Here is an 18,738-nt window from a genome sequence, read left to right on the forward strand (position 1 = left end):
TTAATATAATATTCTTCAAAAGAAAAATCCCCTCATTGACTAAACAATAAGAGGATTTTTTGATTATTAAATTTAAAATTATACGCAATATTTCTTATTAAAAATTCAAAGTAAACTACTTTTTATAAAAATGAAAATCACAACAATCTCCACCATAACCTAGAGTTTTTGTTCTTTTAAAGCCGATTTTCTTAAGTCCACCGTATGTAATATCATCAACATCACAAAATAAAGGACAAAGTTCTTCACAACCATTTTCTACACAAGCAGTATGCCATAGACACTTTTTCATAGTAACATCAAAGTAATCTTTTCCACAATTTTGTTCACTTACCCATAAATCACTATTACGAACAACATTAAGAAATACACTGCTGTAAATCTTATAGAAAAACGGTACAAGCTCCATTTTCGCAGTTGAAAAATGTTTTTTCTCTGCTACTTCATTAATCATATACTTTTGCATATAGTTATGTACATCTTCATTGGATAAATCAGCTTTTAACAGAGCCTTGTACAAAGCAATACGAGGAAGTATTGTAGTGATAAGGGTATTCATCTGGTTTTCTGTTTTATTATGAGTGTTTGCTATGATTGTATTCAGTATTTTTTCTTGATTGCTAAAAAGCTCCGTTCCATTTTCTTCACCAAACTCTCTAACTAAATATGCTCTAATCTGCTTTTGTTGCTTAATTTTCATTATATACACCTCACAAATAATACTTATAAATTCACTTTAATACACTAATATTCCTAAATAAAATACACTGAAGATCCATTATCCATATATGATATGTTTATCAGTAGAATTAAACATCAATATATAAATAATTATTGTAATTGATTATTTTCTTCCAACCTATTTTTTAAATCAAATAAACTGTTTTCTATATTTGCAACATCAACAAAATATATATTCACAATTGTGCCATCATCAGAAGAAAATTTAATTTTTGATTTCTCTATCATTTTATCATTTAAAGGATATAGCAACCATATTTCTGATGAATTATATTTTTTTGAATAAGCATACATTTGGTACATATCACTTTGAGAAATACCATAATTCTTAGATTCATCATTAATTAACCTTTTCCATTTGGTATCCATAATTACAGTACGATTATTCTTTCTACATACAATATCAGGCTTTATTGCGAATTTTTTCCTAGGTTCATCAAACAAATAATAACCTCTATCTTGTATAGAAACTTTCCATTCATCCTGTTGTAGTATCTTCTTAATTTGTTGTGCAACATAACTTTCGAATACTTTTTCCATAGGAAACAACAATGCTTTTGAGGTGTTTTTACCTGAAAATGTAGTAAAACTCTTGTTCAATAAGAATACTTTTGACCACACTATCAGAATCTCATAATCCTTATTGTTTCTGTTTATTACAACATTGGAAAAGTCTTTTTGATAATTTATAGATGGTTCAACCATTTCAAATGCATACAATAACTGTCTAATTTCTTTTGAATTTTCAGCACTATTAGTAATATTTTTTAATTTTAATAAAGTAGATTTTATTAATTTATTTTCTGGACAATTAGGATAAAATTCATCATATGAAACAAAGAATTTTTCTTTATGTATAACATTACTTTTTATATGCTTAGATACTTGTAGTTTACCTTTGTAATAATGTAAACTATCTTCTTGCTGAACATAGGAAGATTTAAGGCCTTTTTTAATCAGTTTTCTTGTTTCTTGCAAATACATATTAATAAAAATCTCATATAAATTCATATTATCTATTTTAGATTTGAATTACTAAATGATTTAAAAGGTAAATCCTTTATACTACGCAACATTTTTAAAAAAATTTTCTTTGTTTCTCTATTTTGTGGATCTTCGTTATCAGAAAAACTTATTTTGGGAAGTATTTGAATTTGAAATCCATTTTCCATTTGAATTAGACCAACATAATTCTTAGCAACTACAATTTCTCCTACATTACGCTTATAGGATATTCGCATATAGTTCAATACATCTGAATCTTCACTATCGGTGGTAAATTCATGAATAAAATTAATTAGATTTTGAAATATCTTCTCATCAAGATATTTATAATCGCTGTCATCAATATAATCACTATTACATGTAATTGTATCATACTCAACTACCTCTAATAATTTATTCATTCAATCACCACACTTTAGATTATTTCTTTATAAGCCTCTAAATTCATAAAAGCACTTTCATTAATAGTATATTTATATTCCGGTAAATCTACTACATCATCCACATAGCCTTTAAAGATAGATTTCACTTTAACCTTTTCATCAATTATAAATTTATGACTAGATTCAGTCTTACCATTATCCCCAAGTACAAGTTGTATTTTTTGATAATCTTCATAAAAATACTCCTGTAAAAGTGGCATAACAGACTTTCGAAATATAGATGCAAGTGTTTCTATATTTGGATTATCTTTAAGTTTAGTAAATAAAGCATGACCAATAGTATGCTCCCTATCATAAAGAAAAGTTATTCTCTCGTTGATTACATCCAACATTTTTGCAACATCTAAATCATCAATATGATCTGCACCTATGTTTCTAAGTATATCCGTATTTGGCATCATCTCAACAAACTGAAATCTTCTTCTAAGAGCAGTATCCATCAATGCTATGGAACGATCTGCTGTATTCATTGTTCCGATAATATATACATTTGATGGAACGCTAAACGGTTTTCCTGAATAAGGAAGAATGGATGACATTTGTTCATTCGTACCTTCACGTTTTGTGTCTTCAATTAAGGTAATTAATTCTCCGAAAATTTTGGATATATTACCTCTATTAATTTCATCAATTATAAATACATATGGTTCATCAATATCTAATAATTGATAAAGATTTTTAACATTAATTTTTGATTGTGCAACTGCAAAATTTGATACACATATTTCCGGACTACCAATATCAGTAAAATCTTTATCTATATTGATTTTATTCCATTTAACTTTTCTCTGCCAATGAAAAGGACCACAGTCAATCTTAGTTGGTTTAGAATCGGTTACAACACCAAAAGCATAAAGTTTATTTTCTCTTCCCAATATTACAATATCATCTTTTTCTATTCTGTTGAAAAGATTGCATTGTCTTTTGTCATCTTCAATAGATTCAACCATCACTACACCATTTGCATATAGATAATCAGTATAATCAAAATCTATATCATGATCTCCGGCTCCACTACGAATAGCCCAAATTTTGCCTGTAAATTCATTATCTCTATTAGTTTTTCTGGCAGACTCACAGAATTTTTTGAATACACCGGATTCAATCTTATATTCCAAGTTTTCTGATTCACTTTTTTCTAATGCCGGTCTAATACCTTCAATAAACTCCTCATATCCATATGATTGATGAAATGTTGTAAATGCTATTCTTCCATGACTTTTAAGTTTATTATAACAACCTATAACATCATTGTAATCCATATTTTTAACTTCATCTAATGGTTTGTTCTCACAAATAGCTACAGCATAAATTGCTGTACTGTAAGTTTTACCTGTTCCCGGAGGTCCATAAAGAATCATATTCTTGTCATATTCAATTTTAGGATGATTTATATTTGGTTGACTATCTTGATTCACTTTTATTGTAACCTCCTTTAATGTTGGTTGAGTTTCGTCATTTTCCTCACCTATTAATCGTGCTGCTAAATCAAAAATGCGATAATTTTTAATTTTAAAATTATCGTCACGCATAGACTTAACTTGCCTAACATTATCAATATAGGTACTAAGTTTTTCTTCTTTTCTCATCTTCACACCAAGATATTTAAAGATATTTTCATTACCCATATTAGAATTAAAAATAGGAAATACAGTAGGCTTTAAACAATGAAGTATAACTGATGCTGATGCCGATTTCATCCCCTTAATTTTATCAGAAAGAGTCTCAGAACATCTTTTTAAAATATTATTTTCATTAGTCATACTACTAATATCTATTAACATTTGAATAAATGCTCTAGAAGATTCATTATTATCATTATTATTTCTCTTAAATGTAAAGAATCCTGTACCAAACATTCCTATACTGGGATTTCCATTGTCATCTTTATTGCTATATTCGTCATTATTTGCTTTAGCCCAAATTTCATCTAATAAATCACAGATTATATCTTTGCTTTTATTCGGTAAATTGCTATCTGTTATTTTTTTCTTTTTGTTATTAACAGACTGTTTCCATGTACCGATAGTCATTAAATATACAAGATCTAAATCTTTATAGTCAATATCACTTAAGTCTTTCATCTTTGCATATTCATCAATAGTTTTTCTTACCAATTCATATGAACCGTCGTGAATATCCGGATCCAGCTCATCAGCTTTTTGTAATTTTTCAATAAGATTAAAATAATTTATTAATTTAAAATTAGCAATAATCGGTTCATTAGATGTGTTAAAATTATGAAGTTCCAAAAATTTTCTTTCAAATAATGTACCCTTAAGAGTGCTAATTAGCTCTAATTCTATGTATTTCTTATCATTATTGTTTTCAGAAATAAAATACTCATTATCATCAATTTCTGCAAAAGAAAGGTTAATTTTATTAACTTTGCACTTATATTTTATTGAATTAATTGGTTCTGATAGATAAATATAAACTATATCATTTATATTTACGTTTACATTTTGTTCCCAATTAATTCTATTTTTAATGATAAACGATTTTTCAAGATCAAATTGACTTGACTTTTCAAAAAATATCCACTCTGCCATAACTAATTACCTCAATATTAGAAAATATAATTAATTTTTCAAATCATCTACTAAGCAAACACACCGTCTCAATGTGGTTTGTATGAGGGAACATATCCACAGGTTGGATTTTGGTAACGGAATAATCTTTTGTAGTTAGATAATGCAAGTCTCTTTCCAAGGTTTCGGGGTTACAACTTACATAAACAATTTTATCCGGTGAAAGCTCACAGAGAGAATCTAGGAATTCTCTACTACAACCTGCTCTTGGTGGGTCAACAAAAACAACATTTGGTGAAGTTACTTCTTCATCTGCCATTTCAGTCATAAATTCACCGGCATCTTTACAATAGAAATTTATGTTACTCTTCTTATTAAGTTCTTTATTTTTCTTAGCATCTTCTACTGCTTGAGGGTTAACCTCTACACCAACTACACTTTTAACATATTTTGATGCTACAAGTCCGATTGTACCTATACCACAATAAGCATCCAGCACAACATCATCCTTATTTAGCTGAGCAAATTTAATTGCAGTTTTGTAAAGGACTTCTGTTTGAAGTGAATTCACTTGATAAAAAGACTTTGGAGAAATTTCAAACTTACAACCACATAGTACATCCATAATTGTACCTTTACCATAAAGCACCTTTTCATATGAACCCAGTTTCATTTTTGTAGGGTTAGGGTTTATGTTATGTACAATAGTTGTAATCTTTGGGAATAGTTTAAGAACACCTTTGACAAATTCTTTTTCTTTAGGGAATTTACCTTTAGCCGTAACAACTGTTAGGAGAATTTCACCTGTATTCTGAGCAGTACGGACTAAAATATTTTTGAAAAAGCCTTTGTCTGTTTTAGGGTTATAGATAGGAATATTTAGGTTCTTTAGAACTGTTTTTACTGCAATAGCAATCTTGTCACTACGCTTACTGTTTAACAGACAATGCTCAACACCAACAATACCGTTATTTGATGACTGAAAAACACCACTGATAATTCTGCCACCTTTTGTTGTACGGTATACAGTTTGAACCTTATTTCTATAATTATAGGGTGAATCCATACCTATAATTTTCTTTACATTACAGAATTGCGAAAGGCATCTTTCTACCTTATTTTGTTTCCAACTTAGTTGTTGTTCATATGGCATATTCATTAGCTGACAGCCATTGCACTTTTTATATACAGGACAAATTAATTCTTTTTCCATCTTAAAAACTCTTTTCTCTATTTTTTATCATTATAACATAATAATGTGGAAATAGATACTTTTAATTATATGGTTTCACTATTGTAATCAATTAAAAAACTGCACAACTTAATGTGCAGTTAGTTCATAATCATTTTCGTATATCTTTTTATCTTGTCTCCACATAAAGAATACTCTTGATAATAGGATAATCACAACACTACCTACAAATATCTGTAGTGGATATGTTATTACACTACTTTGTGGGATTATCATACTTAATATTGTAATTGCTCCAACAGGTGGCATATACATTTTTGTGTAGGTTAAAATTAAAAGCATTATTAATGTAGCAATTAAAGCTGAAACTGTTAGTGGTAAATCCAGTTTAATAGTAAATAAATATCTAGACAATGAGCCTACTAAGGCACAACCTGTTATAACCAAAACAGTTTTTATAGGTTTGTTTCTCACTTTATTTCTTGGTCGAGAAAATTCCGTAAATGCTACTAAAAGTGGTGGTGCAATTACAAATTTAAAATCAAAATAAATTGCCACAAAACCAACAATAGCAACACAAACTATCCTTAGTGCAGTATCAATAATATCATCTTTACTGTTTAACATTACAGGTATATATTCTTCATCTTGTCTAATTTCCATTTTTAAAAATAACTGATGAAAACCTATTACCAATATAGTCAGTACAACTGCTGAAATTGGATAAATGAAACTTTTGGTTTGCATCATAACCGGCAACACTATTGCAGACACAAATGGTGCAAAGGTTGTACCGGAAAACATAAATAATATTTGTGCAAAAGAAAAGGCAATTATCATTTGTGGGAAAAGTGTTAGTCCACTGTATCTAACTATCAGCACACCAACAGTTGCACATATTGTTATCAACAGTAACATTCTTTTTCCGTTGACTTTCCAACTTCTCTTTTGTGCTACCATATAGCCAACTGCAAGTGCAGTTATCTCCGGGAAAATTATTTCTTTTTCATTAAGTAATTCAGCTATCCCTACCATTAACCCAACTAGTAATAATGTGGATATGTAGGGTATTGCGTTTTTGATAAATTGTTTCATAAATGTTCTTTGTTATTTTAAATTAATATTATATTTTTTAATAAGATAAATCAGTTCTGCAAATTTGTGGTTGCTGGTGTAATTTATATCAAATTATTGGTTACAGTTGTAGGGGCGAACAATGTTCGCCCGTTAAAAAGTGTGATACCTATGGGATTTTTGTCCTATTTACGGACTATAAATTAAAAATATCTACATAGAACAAAATACCAATATAAAGGCTAATTTGTAACGGGACATCAATGATGTCCCCTACACCTGTTAGCCACACTTTTCTTTTAATAATAGGTATGATAATTTTGCAAATTTTCCTTTACCCACAATCAAAATTAAAAAGACAAACCCTAGTTTATCTTTACACATAGGAAAAATCCCAATTATCCGATTTTGCAATCATCCAAATCTACCCATTCCAAATTTGGCATTTCATTTATAAAATCGTTTGACTTCATCTTTAATTTTGTTCTACTAATATTTGTTTGGTAGTGGCAAACTCCAAATACTTTCAAATTTTTCAATTTACCAAGGCAAGAATAATCATATATTTTCTTAGTTTCTCCTAATATCAATACTTCAAGTTGTGTCATATCAGCCAAACAAGAAATATCTTCTATACCTGAACCACTTTCAATAAACAATTTTTTCAACTTAGTTAGATTTGTAATACTTGAAATATCTTTACCTCTAAAGCACTTTATTCTTAAAGATTCCAAATTTCTTTGATTACATATTGCATCAAAAACCTTTTGATTTATAATTGTACAAACCTGCATCTCAACAATAGGATATGAGTCTTTCAGTAAAAAATCAACGAAACTTTCTGTAATCTTCTTTTGCTGATATGATGTTACAAATTGATGTTGTGATGGACATAATTTTATAACTGATTCACCATTATAATCTTCAATGTGTCTTATAAACGGATAACTATCATCTTGTCTTATATCTCTCACAAAATCTTCATATATTCTTGAATGGTCAGTACAAAGTTGAAGGTTCATTTTTCTTTCCTTTCAAATATCACTTGTGTACTTTAGTCAGCAAAACTACATTTTCCACATGGCTGGTACGAGGGAAAAGGTCAAATGGGGTTAATTCTACAGGAGAATAATCATTATCTGCAAAGAACTTTAAATCACGAGCTAAAGTTCCCGGGTCGCAAGAAACATAAACAACTCTCTTTGGTGACATTGCTTTAATAGAAAGTATCAAGTCCTCAGTTAACCCTTTTCTTGGTGGGTCAACAACTACAACATCAGGAGAAATATTGTCATTCTTTAGCTTTTCTCCACACTTTGTTGCATCACCACAAATAAACTGTGCGTTCTTAATATTATTTAACTTTGCGTTAAGTTTAGCATCTTTAATAGCCTGAGGTACAATTTCAACACCAATTAAACTTTTACATTCATTAGCCATTGTAAGACCGATTGTACCTGTACCACAATAAAGGTCAATTAGATTTTCTTCACCAGTAAGGTTAGCATATTCTTTAGCTTTGTTATAAAGTTTCTCTGCTTGGCTATGGTTAACTTGATAAAAACTATTTGGAGAAATTCTGAAATTAAGTCCACATAAGTTGTCAATAATATAAGTGTCACCATAGATTGCTCTATTTTTTGTACCTGTAATTACATTTGTTTTTTCTTTATTAGAATTAACTACAACACTTTTTAGGTTAGGTATATTTTCTTTTAGAGAATTAACAAGCAAAGTTTCATCCTTTAGTTTGTCACCGTTAATAACAAGACAAACCATCACTTCACCTGTTTTTTCCCCATATCTAACATACAAATGTCTAACTAAACCTTTGTGGGTTGTTTCATCATAGATAGTTTCATTAGTGGTTTGCAAATAATCCTTAACCACTGCCATTACCTTATCAAAAATTATAGGTTGCAATAAACAAGTATCGGTATCAACCACCCTATGGCTATGAAAACCATAGAAACCCATTTCAACATTACCGTCTTTATTTTTGGCTAAAGGAAACTGTGCTTTGTTTCTATAATTATCCGGTAAATCTGCACCTACAATAGGATTGATTTTTACATTAAGACCTGCAATTCTTGCAATAGCATCCTTTACTTTTTGCTCCTTAATTTTTAATTCAGCATCATAGGTAATATGACGGTAACAACATCCACCACATTTTAGGAAAACTTTACAATCTACTTCTTGTCTATATTCTGATGGCTTAATAATTTCCATCACTTTACCAAAGCAATAACGCTTTAGCACCTTAACAATCAGTACATCTACCCTGTCACCTACTGCTGAATTAGGTACAAAAATTGCAATACCCTCATCACTTTTGCCTACACCATAACCCTCACTTGTTGTGCCGGTTATATCAATTATTAATCTGTCATTTTTCTTAATAGTCATAATTTTTTTCATATCTTAATTTTAACATTTATACATAGTCAAATCAACAATTTTATAAAATATCTGTTATAGTAATTGCAATTTATCTTATAAAATTATATAATGGAACTATAAATAAATTAAAGAGGTAATTATTGTGGATAAAAAGCATTTTTTAGACGATAAAAAAAGAATTCATTTTATGGGAATTGGTGGTAGTGGTATGTGTCCACTAGCAGAAATTCTTTTAGCAAAGGGTTATGAAATTACAGGTTCTGACATTGCAGAGGGTGACACTCTGGAGAGAATCCGTAACTATGGCATTAAGGTATATATGGGACAAAATGCAGAGAATATTAAGGATGCAAAGCCTGATGTTCTTTGCTACACAGCAGCAATCAAAGATGACAACCCTGAACTTGTTGCAGCAAGAGAAATGGGTATTCCAACACTTGAGCGTTCAGAAATGTTAGGTATTGTAGTAAGTCACTACAAAAAGAGTGTTGCTATCAGTGGTACTCACGGTAAGACTTCTACAACAGGTATGTTAACTCAAATTCTTGTTGGTTCAAAGAAAGACCCATCAGCTATTATTGGTGGTAAGCTACCATACATTGGTGGCAACAGTCATGTTGGTAAAAGTGATATTATGGTTTGTGAGGCTTGTGAATATGTTGACTCTTTCCTACAGCTACACCCATTTATCTCAGTTATCCTAAATATTGATGCTGACCATCTTGACTACTTTAAGAACCTTGACAACATCAAAAAGTCATTTAATAAGTTTGCTCATCAGACAAGCAACCTTGTTGTTTATAACGGTGACAATGCAAATGCTGAAGATGCACTTGAAGATGTTAACATTAAGAAGATTACATTCGGTCTTTCAATGGAAAATGACTATTATGCAACAAATATGCAAAGACATGGTGTTACTCAGAGTTATGATTTAATGTATCAAGGTGAATTCTTAACAAAGATTAACCTATCAGTACCGGGTATTCACAATGTTTATAATTCTCTTGCAGCAATTACAGTTGCAGATTATCTTGGTGTACCAATTAAGGATATTGCAGAAAACATTGCAAAGTTCACAGGTGTACACAGAAGATTTGAGTTACTGGGCAAACCAAATGGCATTACTGTTGTTGATGACTTTGCTCACCATCCAACAGAATTAACTTCTACACTAGAAACTGCTATGGAGCTTGGTTTCAACCATGTATGGGCAGTTTTCCAGCCACATACATTCAGCCGTACTGCACTATTAATGGATGACTTTGCTAAGGCACTAAAGATTCCTGATACTGCAATTATCTCTGCTATTTTACCGGTTAGAGAAACTAACACATACAATGTTTACAACACTGATTTAGGCAAGAAAGTTCCAGGTTCAGTATGTCTTGATACATTTGATGAAATTACCGACTACATTGTTAAGAATGCTAAGGAAGGCGACCTTGTACTTACAATGGGTGGTGGTAATGTATATATGTGTGCTAACCAAATTGTAAAGGCATTGGAAAATAAATAATCTGTAATTTCTACTATTGTAGAAGATTTTGTAATATGAAATGATGTGATTTTTATGACAGCACTTTCTAATAAAGATATGGATAAACTAAAGGAAAAAGCCTTACAGTTACGCCCAAAAATTGATAATTTGGAGTACTCTCACGGCAGAGTTGCTGAGATACTTGGTATTCCTAAAGAACAATTAATAGAAATTTATTGTGAAATGGGTTTTCCCTATTACACAATGGATATTTCAGAAGTTGAAGAAGATATAAATACCTGTAAAAAATTTTTTAAAAAAGCATAAATTAAAGCTCTATGAAACTTGGTTTCATAGAGCTTTTTTGTTAGTAGAATATTAATTTATTTTACTGTTACTGTAACTGTTTTTGATTTTAGTGAACCATCACGAGAAGTAACTGTAATTTTGCATTTACCCTTTTTGATGCCTTTGATTACACCCTTAGAGTTAATTGTTGCAATTTTAGTGTTGCTACTTCTAACAGTAACCTTTTTATTACCACAGTTTGTTGGGCTAACATATGTTTTTAATTTGAAAGTCTTACCTTTCTTAATTACTACCTTTGTGCTATTTACAGAAACTGATTTAACAGCATACTTAAATGGGTTCTTATATAGCTTTGCATAAGATTGAATACCTGAACCTTTGTTACCGTAAATTGTAATCTTCTTACTGTTTGGATAGTACTTATATGTTAGATAACCGTTAGAGTCTTTAACAGAAGTTACCTTCTTTACAAAAATATCATAACCTGTATTCTTACAAGTTGAAGGTACATACAGTGAACTGATGCTACTGCAACCGATAAATGCTTTTGAGCCTAGTTTCTTAAGTTTAGTACCTAGTGTATTACCCTTTAGCTTTTGACAGTTAAAGAAAGCATCTGTACCAATATAAGTAACTTTTCTGAAGTTAAGTGTTGATGCTAACTTTTTACAATTAGCAAAAGCAGTATCATCAACATATGTTACATTTGAGAAATTGATTGAACCTGTCATATTCTGGCAATTAAAGAATGACTGATAACCAATGTAAGTTAGCTTATTAGAAGAAGTAAACTTCTTTAACTTTTTACAACTATCGAATGCAAAGTTATCAACTCTCTTAACATTATATGTACCGGTAATTGTTGTTAGGTTAGTACAACCATAAAACGCATATTTACCGATTTTCTGTGCTGAACCAAGTTTTACTGTTTGTAGTTTCTTAGCATTTTTGAAAGTATAATCCTGAATTACTTTTACCTTTGGTAGGTTAATTGTCTTAATATTTTCTGAACCAAAGAATGCATCAGCATCAATAGAAGTTGCATTTGTACTAACAGAAGTTAACTTAGGTAGGTTGTATAAAGCAAAGCCCTTAATAAACTTTGCATTTCTAATATTAAGTGAAGTTAGATTATCAGCACTATAAACTGCTCTTTTGTTTAGTGAACCTGCAGTAAGGCTAACCAGTTTATCGTTATTGTACATACAATACTCACCTAGTGTTGCATTACCTAGGTTTGCCTTTGTAAGATTATCACAACCATAAAAAGCATTGCTACCAAATGACTTAGACTTTGGAGCATTAACTGTCTTTAGATTTGTACAATATTCAAAAGCATAGTCACCGTAAGAAGCACTACAATTTGTTGTAAAATTAGTCATAGCCTTACAATTATAAAAAACATTCTTGCCTACACTTTTAACTGTTGAAGGTAAAGTAATATCAGTTAAAGAAGTACAATAACTAAAAGCATTATCGCCAATCTTAGTTAGCTTTGAAACACCATCAAACTGTACAGAAACAAGATTTGATAGATTATAAAAAGCATATGAACCGATAGAAGTGATATTGCCATCAATAACTACTCTCTTAATTTCCTGATACTTAGAACTCCATGGTGCACTGTAAGCATTAAAGTTAGGTAAATCACCTGAACCTACAATATAAAGGTAACCACCACTAACACCCCAAGAGATGTTGCCTACTGTTGCAGAAGTTTCTACAGTATTTGTTTCTTTAGCAGAAACAGAAATTGCTGTTGTCATAGCAGTCATACACATTAAAACTGCCAAAACAATGGATAATAATTTTTTCATAATATTCCTCCTTTTATCCTGTTAGTATTTTATCATTTTTTCTTATCCTTTACTATTCAATAAATGCTAGAATTTATTACACACATAAGCATTATTATTGTAAAACTTTACTATACAATTTTTTCTATTTAAAATAAAAATCAAATTTACTTAAAATAAGTCAAAATTAGTCAGAAAAAAGGCTGTCCCATAACGGAACAGCCTTATAAGTCAGAATAGATAATATGATTAACTAATTAAAAATTAGTTGTTGATTAGCTTATCGCCATCATCCCAGCTATATAGCTTACGGATTTCCTTACCAACGATTTCTGATGGATGCTGAGCAGCATTCTTACGCATAGCTCTGAAGTGAGCCTGACCACCTGCTGGTGACATATCTAGTAGGAAGTCCTTAGCAAAAGCACCACTCTGGATGTCTGCTAGAATCTGCTTCATAGCCTTCTTAGTGTCTTCTGTAACAATCTTTGGACCTGTGATGTAGTCACCGTATTCAGCTGTGTTAGAGATTGAATATCTCATACCTTCGAAACCTGACTGATAAATTAGGTCAACGATTAGCTTCATTTCGTGGATACATTCAAAGTAAGCATTTCTTGGGTCATAACCTGCTTCGCATAGTGTTTCAAAACCAGCCTGCATTAGAGCACAAACACCACCACATAGAACAGCCTGTTCACCGAATAGGTCAGTTTCTGTTTCTGTCTTGAATGTTGTTTCTAGAACACCTGCACGGCTACCACCGATACCTGCTGAATATGCTAGAGCTAACTGCTGAGCCATACCTGTGTAATCCTGTTCAACAGCTACTAGACAAGGAACGCCCTTACCAGCCTGATATTCTGAACGTACTGTATGACCAGGTCCCTTAGGAGCGATCATTGTAACATCAACGTTAGCTGGAGGTACGATCTGACCAAAGTGAATTGCAAAACCATGAGCGAACATTAGCATGTTGCCTTCTTCTAGGTTTGGTTCGATGTCCTTCTTATACATAGCTGCCTGCTTTTCATCATTGATTAGAATCATAATGATGTCAGCCTGCTTAGCTGCTTCTGCTGCTGTAAATACTTCAAAACCCTGAGCTTCTGCTTTAGCCCAGCTCTTAGAACCGTTGTAAAGACCAACAATAACCTTAACGCCACTATCCTTTAGGTTAAGTGCATGTGCGTGACCCTGTGAACCGTAACCGATAATTGCTACAGTCTTGTCCTTTAATAAGTTAAGATCACAATCCTGTTGATAAAAAATTCTTGCTGCCATTTTATATTCCTCCCTTAAAATTGGCATAATATAAGGTTAAATAGCATGAAAAATTTAATGCTAGTTAATCGCTTAATCATTGAAGCCACTGTGATAGGCTTCACCATGTCCCTTTTCAATAGCTACTTTACCTGTACGAACAATTTCCTTGATACCAAAAGGTCTCAGTAATTCAAGCAAAATGTCGATTTTGTCAGCTTCTTCGCTATATTCAAGGGTTACTGCAGATGATGAAACATCTACAATTTTAGCTTGAACAAGTTGTGCAATACCCATAATTTCTTCTCGTTTTTTACTTGTACAAGAAACTTTAATTAAGAGTAATTCACGACCTATATATTCACCCTCTTCAAGGCGTTTAACCTTGATAACAGGGATAAGCTTGTTTAGTTGTTTTTCAATCTGTTCAACTACATATTCGTCACCATCAGTAACAATTGTAATTCTAGAGATTTTAGGATTACTTGTTACACCAACGGCTAGACTGTCAATGTTAAATGCTCTTCTTGAGAAAAGACCGGAAATCTTTGACAATACACCGGAACAGTTCTCAACAATAACTGATAAAGTATATTTCATCTTAATCCCCCTACTTAAATTGATGGTGTATCAGGATGAACATTACAGATAAGAATGAAAGGTTCTTTTAGCTTAAACATTTCTTCTGCAACTTTTTCAGCCTCTTCGTTTGAGTTAACTTCAGCAGTCTTAATACCATAAGCCTCAGCAATCTTTGTAAAGTCAGGATCACCAAGGATTGTAGCACTGTATCTGCTACCGTAATGGTTTGACTGAAGTTCTCTAACCATACCAAGACGATTGTTACGCATAACAATAATCTTAATATCTACATTATTCTGCATAATTGTGCCAAGTTCAGTTAGGTTCATTTGGAAAGAACCGTCACCACAAACTGCAACAACATCTCTTGATGGTCTTGCCATTTTAGCACCGATTGCTGCAGGAACACTATATCCCATTGTACCCATACCACCGGTTGTAAGGAATCTACCCTCACGAATACGGAAGTTGTTGGCACACCAAATTTGGTTCTGACCAACATCGGCTACAAGGATACCCTTGCTCTTCATCATAAATGAAAGTTTTGCAATCAATGATCTTGGTTCAACATAACCTTCCTTAACAGGTGGTACTCTATAAAGTTTTTCTTTCCATTCTCTATAGGTTTCACACCATTCATGAGGAATGTGGTAGTCACCGATTTCATCAATTAACTTTTCAATTACATTCTTCATATCCCCTACAATCGGTACTGTTGTTCTAACATTCTTACCGATTTCAGCAGGGTCAATATCTATATGTATAATCTTGCTTGTACGACTAACTTGGTCAGGCTTTGCAACAGCTCTGTCACCAAGTCTAGCACCACAAACAATAAGCAAGTCACTTTCATGCAATGCCATATTTGCATATTTCTTACCATGTGTGCCTAACATACCAAGGTAACGCATATGTTCACTAGGCATTACACCGATACCCATTAATGTAGAAATTACCGGAATACCTGTCATTTCTGCAAACTGTTGTAGCTTTAGCTTACTTCCTGAAGAAAGTACACCACCACCGGCAACAATAAGCGGTCTTTCTGCTTCTTTAATAAGGTCAATTGCCTTTTTAATCTGCATTTTGTGACCACGAACATTTGGTTTGTATCCAACAATATCAACACTATCCGGATATTCAAAAGACTCAATCTCTTCTTCCTGAACATCCTGAGGTATATCTATAAGAACAGGTCCCATTCTGCCTGTTGTGGCAATATGGAAAGCCTCTTTAAATACTCTTGGCAAGTCCTTTGTATCATTTACTAGGTAGCTATGCTTTACAAATGGTTCACAAGCACCTGTAATGTCAGCTTCTTGGAAAACATCTCTGCCAAGAAGTTCTCTCTTTACCTGTCCTGTAATACAAATAACCGGAATACTGTCTGAGTAAGCAGTAGCTATACCGGTAATCATATTTGTAGCACCGGGACCGGATGTTGCAACACATACACCAACCTTGTTACTACAACGGCTATAACCGTTAGCTGCGTGTACTGCTGACTGTTCCATTCTTACAAGAACATGCTTTATATTAGATTTATATAGTGAATCATAAAATGGACATATAGCTGCACCCGGATAACCGAAAACTGTATCAATACCTTCGGCCTCCAAGCACTTAATCATAATGTCTGCACCACTAATCATAAGCCTATTATACTCCTATGCTAAATTTTTACTATTTTTTACTCTCTTGATTATACAATATTCCCTAATTTATTTCAAGTAGTGAAAGCAAAAAAAACTCCTTGATTTTTCTAAATCTATATGTTATAATACATTATGCGTTGCAAACCAGTTATACTTTTGGTTTATATAAGCGAACGACAGGCCCTATACGATTGAGGCCTGTGAATCATGTCAGGCAGGGAACTGAGCAGCATTAAGCAGTGTTCTCGATGCGATATAGTAAGTCTGCCGTTCACTTATGTAAATCATTGCCGTTATGACGGCATAACGGTTTGCAATTTTTTATTTTACAGAAAAGCAGGTGAATTTTATGTATCAAGTTTTGTACCGTAAATGGAGACCGGAAACATTTGCTGATGTAGTAGGTCAACCTCAGGTTACTACTACTCTTAAGAATGAACTTAAAAGTGGCAGAATTAATCACGCTTACTTATTCACCGGTTCTAGAGGTACAGGTAAAACAACTTGTGCTAAAATTCTTGCAAAAGCAGTAAACTGTCTTGATTTACAAGACGGCAACCCTTGTGGTAAATGTGAAAACTGTATCGATTTTCAAGAAGGCAACTTACTTGATGTTGTAGAAATGGATGCAGCCAGTAACAGAGGTATTGATGATATTAGGGAACTGATTGAAGAATCTTCCTTTTCCCCATCAAAAGGTAAGTACAGAGTTTACATTATAGATGAAGTTCATATGCTTACCGATGCAGCCTTTAATGCTTTGCTAAAAACACTTGAAGAACCACCTGCTCATGTTATATTTATTCTTGCTACAACAGAAGTTCATATGTTACCTCAGACAATTCTTTCAAGATGTCAGCGTTTTGACTTTCACAGAATTTCTCCTGAGGATATTACAAAAAGACTAAAGTATGTTGCAGAACAAGAAAATGTAACTATTACCGATGATGCTTGTCACCTAACTGCAGTTATTGCAGATGGTGCAATGCGTGACTCTCTGTCTATAATGGATAGATGTATTGGTATTTGCAAAAATATTGATGCAGAAGTTGTTAGACAAGCTGCAGGTCTTGCTCAAAAAGACTACCTTTTCTCTCTATCTTCTGCTTGTATAAACAAGAACCCTCAAAGAGCCTTAAAGATTGTTGATAAGCTACATTCCGAAAGTAAAGATATGGCAAGGCTTTGTGCTGAACTTATTGACCACTTTAGAAATTATATGCTTATCAAAACAATTAATAACCCAAGACAAATGATTGTTATGAGTGATGAGGAATTTGATGAGGCAGTAAGTCAATGTGATTATGTTTCTTTGGCAGATATAATTTACTTTATGGATGTACTTCAAAGAAGTGCAGAAAGAATGGGTAAAAGCTCATCTAACCGTACAGAAATGGAAACTGCTTTAATTAAACTAACTGCTCCTGAACTTGACGGTAGTCAAGAGGCTTTACTTTCAAGATTGGTTAAACTTGAAAGAGCAGTAAATATGGGTAACTTCGGTTCAGCTAAAACTACCGAAACTAAAGAGGTTACTAATACAGAAACTTCACCTATTGCAAAGGAAGAAGTTACTACTCCTTCCCCTATTTCTACAGAGCCAATTCAAAAGGAAGAAAAGGTTGTTCCTACAGAAAAGCCACCTGTTAATCCATTTGTTGATGATGGTACACCTAAGCAAGATAAATATGCCGGTGCAGATAGCTTAAGAAACAAGATTGAGGAAGTTAAAAAAGGTCTTCTAAAAAAGGAAGAAAGAGCTAAAGCTGAAAGTTCATTTGCTCCAACTGTTCCAAGCAGTCCTGTACCATTCCCTGAAATTATTAATCACAATGAACCTAAAAAGGTTGAGGAACACAAACCTGCTCCTAAAAAGCAACTTAACCTTGAAGAAATTTATGCTAATGCAAAACCATTTATGCAATGGCAAGAAGTTGTTGAGAACCTAAAAGAATATAGCAAAACTATTGCTATGTCTTTCTTAGATACTACTGCTTATGTTAGTGGAAATTATCTACTGATTGATGCAAAAACAGATATACCTTTTAAACTACTAAAGAGAGATCCTGAGCAAAAGGACAGAATCCGAGATGCAGTTCAAGAATTAACCGGTAAGAGATATAACCTTGGTCCATACAAGCCACCGGTTAAAAAAGTTGAAAAAAATGACCCTCTGGATGAATTTACTGACAATTTAAAGGAAAAAGGTATTGAAATTACTGAAGAATAAAGTATAATAATTTTATAAAGCGAAAGGAATTATT

At 32.3% G+C, this 18,738-nt stretch carries 13 protein-coding genes, 1 other RNA gene and 1 pseudogene; 4 read left to right on the forward strand and 11 right to left on the reverse strand.

What is annotated here, in order from left to right; all coding sequences use genetic code 11:
* Positions 1–115: 115 nt before the first annotated feature.
* The 7 genes and pseudogenes from E5Z56_RS00670 to rlmD (E5Z56_RS00700) form a co-directional block, all read right to left on the reverse strand.
* The gene (locus E5Z56_RS00670) at positions 116–700 is read right to left on the reverse strand and encodes an L-2-amino-thiazoline-4-carboxylic acid hydrolase (protein ID WP_138156068.1); all 585 of its coding nucleotides are present in this window, start codon (positions 698–700) and stop codon (positions 116–118) included.
* A 131-nt stretch (positions 701–831) separates the two neighbouring features.
* Positions 832–2,147: pseudogene (locus tag E5Z56_RS00675) on the reverse strand (McrC family protein).
* A 14-nt stretch (positions 2,148–2,161) separates the two neighbouring features.
* A complete protein-coding gene (locus E5Z56_RS00680; RefSeq protein ID WP_138156069.1) occupies positions 2,162–4,741 on the reverse strand; it encodes an McrB family protein in 2,580 nt (859 codons plus the stop codon).
* 43 nt (positions 4,742–4,784) lie between these two features.
* Positions 4,785–5,933, reverse strand: coding sequence for a 23S rRNA (uracil(1939)-C(5))-methyltransferase RlmD (gene rlmD, locus E5Z56_RS00685; RefSeq protein WP_138156070.1), 1,149 nt, complete (start codon positions 5,931–5,933; stop codon positions 4,785–4,787).
* Positions 5,934–6,041: 108 nt separating this feature from the next.
* Positions 6,042–6,947 (reverse strand): hypothetical protein, encoded by a 906-nt coding sequence (locus E5Z56_RS00690; RefSeq protein ID WP_175405322.1) that lies wholly within the window; start codon positions 6,945–6,947, stop codon positions 6,042–6,044.
* 437 nt (positions 6,948–7,384) lie between these two features.
* Positions 7,385–8,008: a leucine-rich repeat domain-containing protein gene (locus E5Z56_RS00695; RefSeq protein ID WP_138156072.1), complete on the reverse strand. Its 624-nt coding sequence runs from the start codon at positions 8,006–8,008 to the stop codon at positions 7,385–7,387.
* A gap of 19 nt (positions 8,009–8,027) precedes the next feature.
* Positions 8,028–9,395 (reverse strand): 23S rRNA (uracil(1939)-C(5))-methyltransferase RlmD, encoded by a 1,368-nt coding sequence (gene rlmD / locus E5Z56_RS00700; RefSeq protein ID WP_138156073.1) that lies wholly within the window; start codon positions 9,393–9,395, stop codon positions 8,028–8,030.
* Between the two features lie 136 nt (positions 9,396–9,531).
* Here rlmD (E5Z56_RS00700) and murC point away from each other — a divergent pair, with 136 nt between their 5' ends.
* Both murC and E5Z56_RS00710 read left to right on the forward strand, forming a co-directional pair.
* Positions 9,532–10,908, forward strand: coding sequence for a UDP-N-acetylmuramate--L-alanine ligase (gene murC, locus E5Z56_RS00705; RefSeq protein WP_330225103.1), 1,377 nt, complete (start codon positions 9,532–9,534; stop codon positions 10,906–10,908).
* A gap of 54 nt (positions 10,909–10,962) precedes the next feature.
* A complete protein-coding gene (locus tag E5Z56_RS00710; protein WP_138156074.1) occupies positions 10,963–11,196 on the forward strand; it encodes a hypothetical protein in 234 nt (77 codons plus the stop codon).
* Between the two features lie 56 nt (positions 11,197–11,252).
* Here E5Z56_RS00710 and E5Z56_RS00715 read toward each other — a convergent pair whose 3' ends face one another.
* From E5Z56_RS00715 to ilvB, 4 genes are all read right to left on the reverse strand, one after another.
* On the reverse strand, positions 11,253–12,995 hold the full coding sequence (locus tag E5Z56_RS00715; protein WP_138156075.1) for a leucine-rich repeat protein: 1,743 nt from the start codon (positions 12,993–12,995) through the stop codon (positions 11,253–11,255).
* A gap of 243 nt (positions 12,996–13,238) precedes the next feature.
* A complete protein-coding gene (gene ilvC / locus E5Z56_RS00720) occupies positions 13,239–14,258 on the reverse strand; it encodes a ketol-acid reductoisomerase (protein WP_138156076.1) in 1,020 nt (339 codons plus the stop codon).
* Positions 14,259–14,330: 72 nt separating this feature from the next.
* Entirely contained in the window at positions 14,331–14,837 is a 507-nt protein-coding gene (gene ilvN, locus E5Z56_RS00725; protein ID WP_022505013.1) for an acetolactate synthase small subunit, read from the reverse strand.
* A 14-nt stretch (positions 14,838–14,851) separates the two neighbouring features.
* Positions 14,852–16,471 carry a biosynthetic-type acetolactate synthase large subunit gene (ilvB, locus tag E5Z56_RS00730; RefSeq protein WP_138156077.1) on the reverse strand — a complete coding sequence of 540 codons (1,620 nt, stop codon included), beginning with the start codon at positions 16,469–16,471 and terminating at the stop codon, positions 14,852–14,854.
* 177 nt (positions 16,472–16,648) lie between these two features.
* Between ilvB and ffs the strand changes: the two genes are divergently transcribed.
* Both ffs and dnaX read left to right on the forward strand, forming a co-directional pair.
* Positions 16,649–16,747, forward strand: an RNA gene (ffs, locus tag E5Z56_RS00735) — signal recognition particle sRNA small type.
* A gap of 76 nt (positions 16,748–16,823) precedes the next feature.
* Positions 16,824–18,704: a DNA polymerase III subunit gamma/tau gene (dnaX, locus tag E5Z56_RS00740; protein WP_232842460.1), complete on the forward strand. Its 1,881-nt coding sequence runs from the start codon at positions 16,824–16,826 to the stop codon at positions 18,702–18,704.
* Positions 18,705–18,738: the final 34 nt, after the last annotated feature.

The sequence above is a fragment of the Ruminococcus bovis genome, assembly GCF_005601135.1.
GTDB lineage: Bacteria > Bacillota > Clostridia > Oscillospirales > Acutalibacteraceae > Ruminococcoides > Ruminococcoides bovis.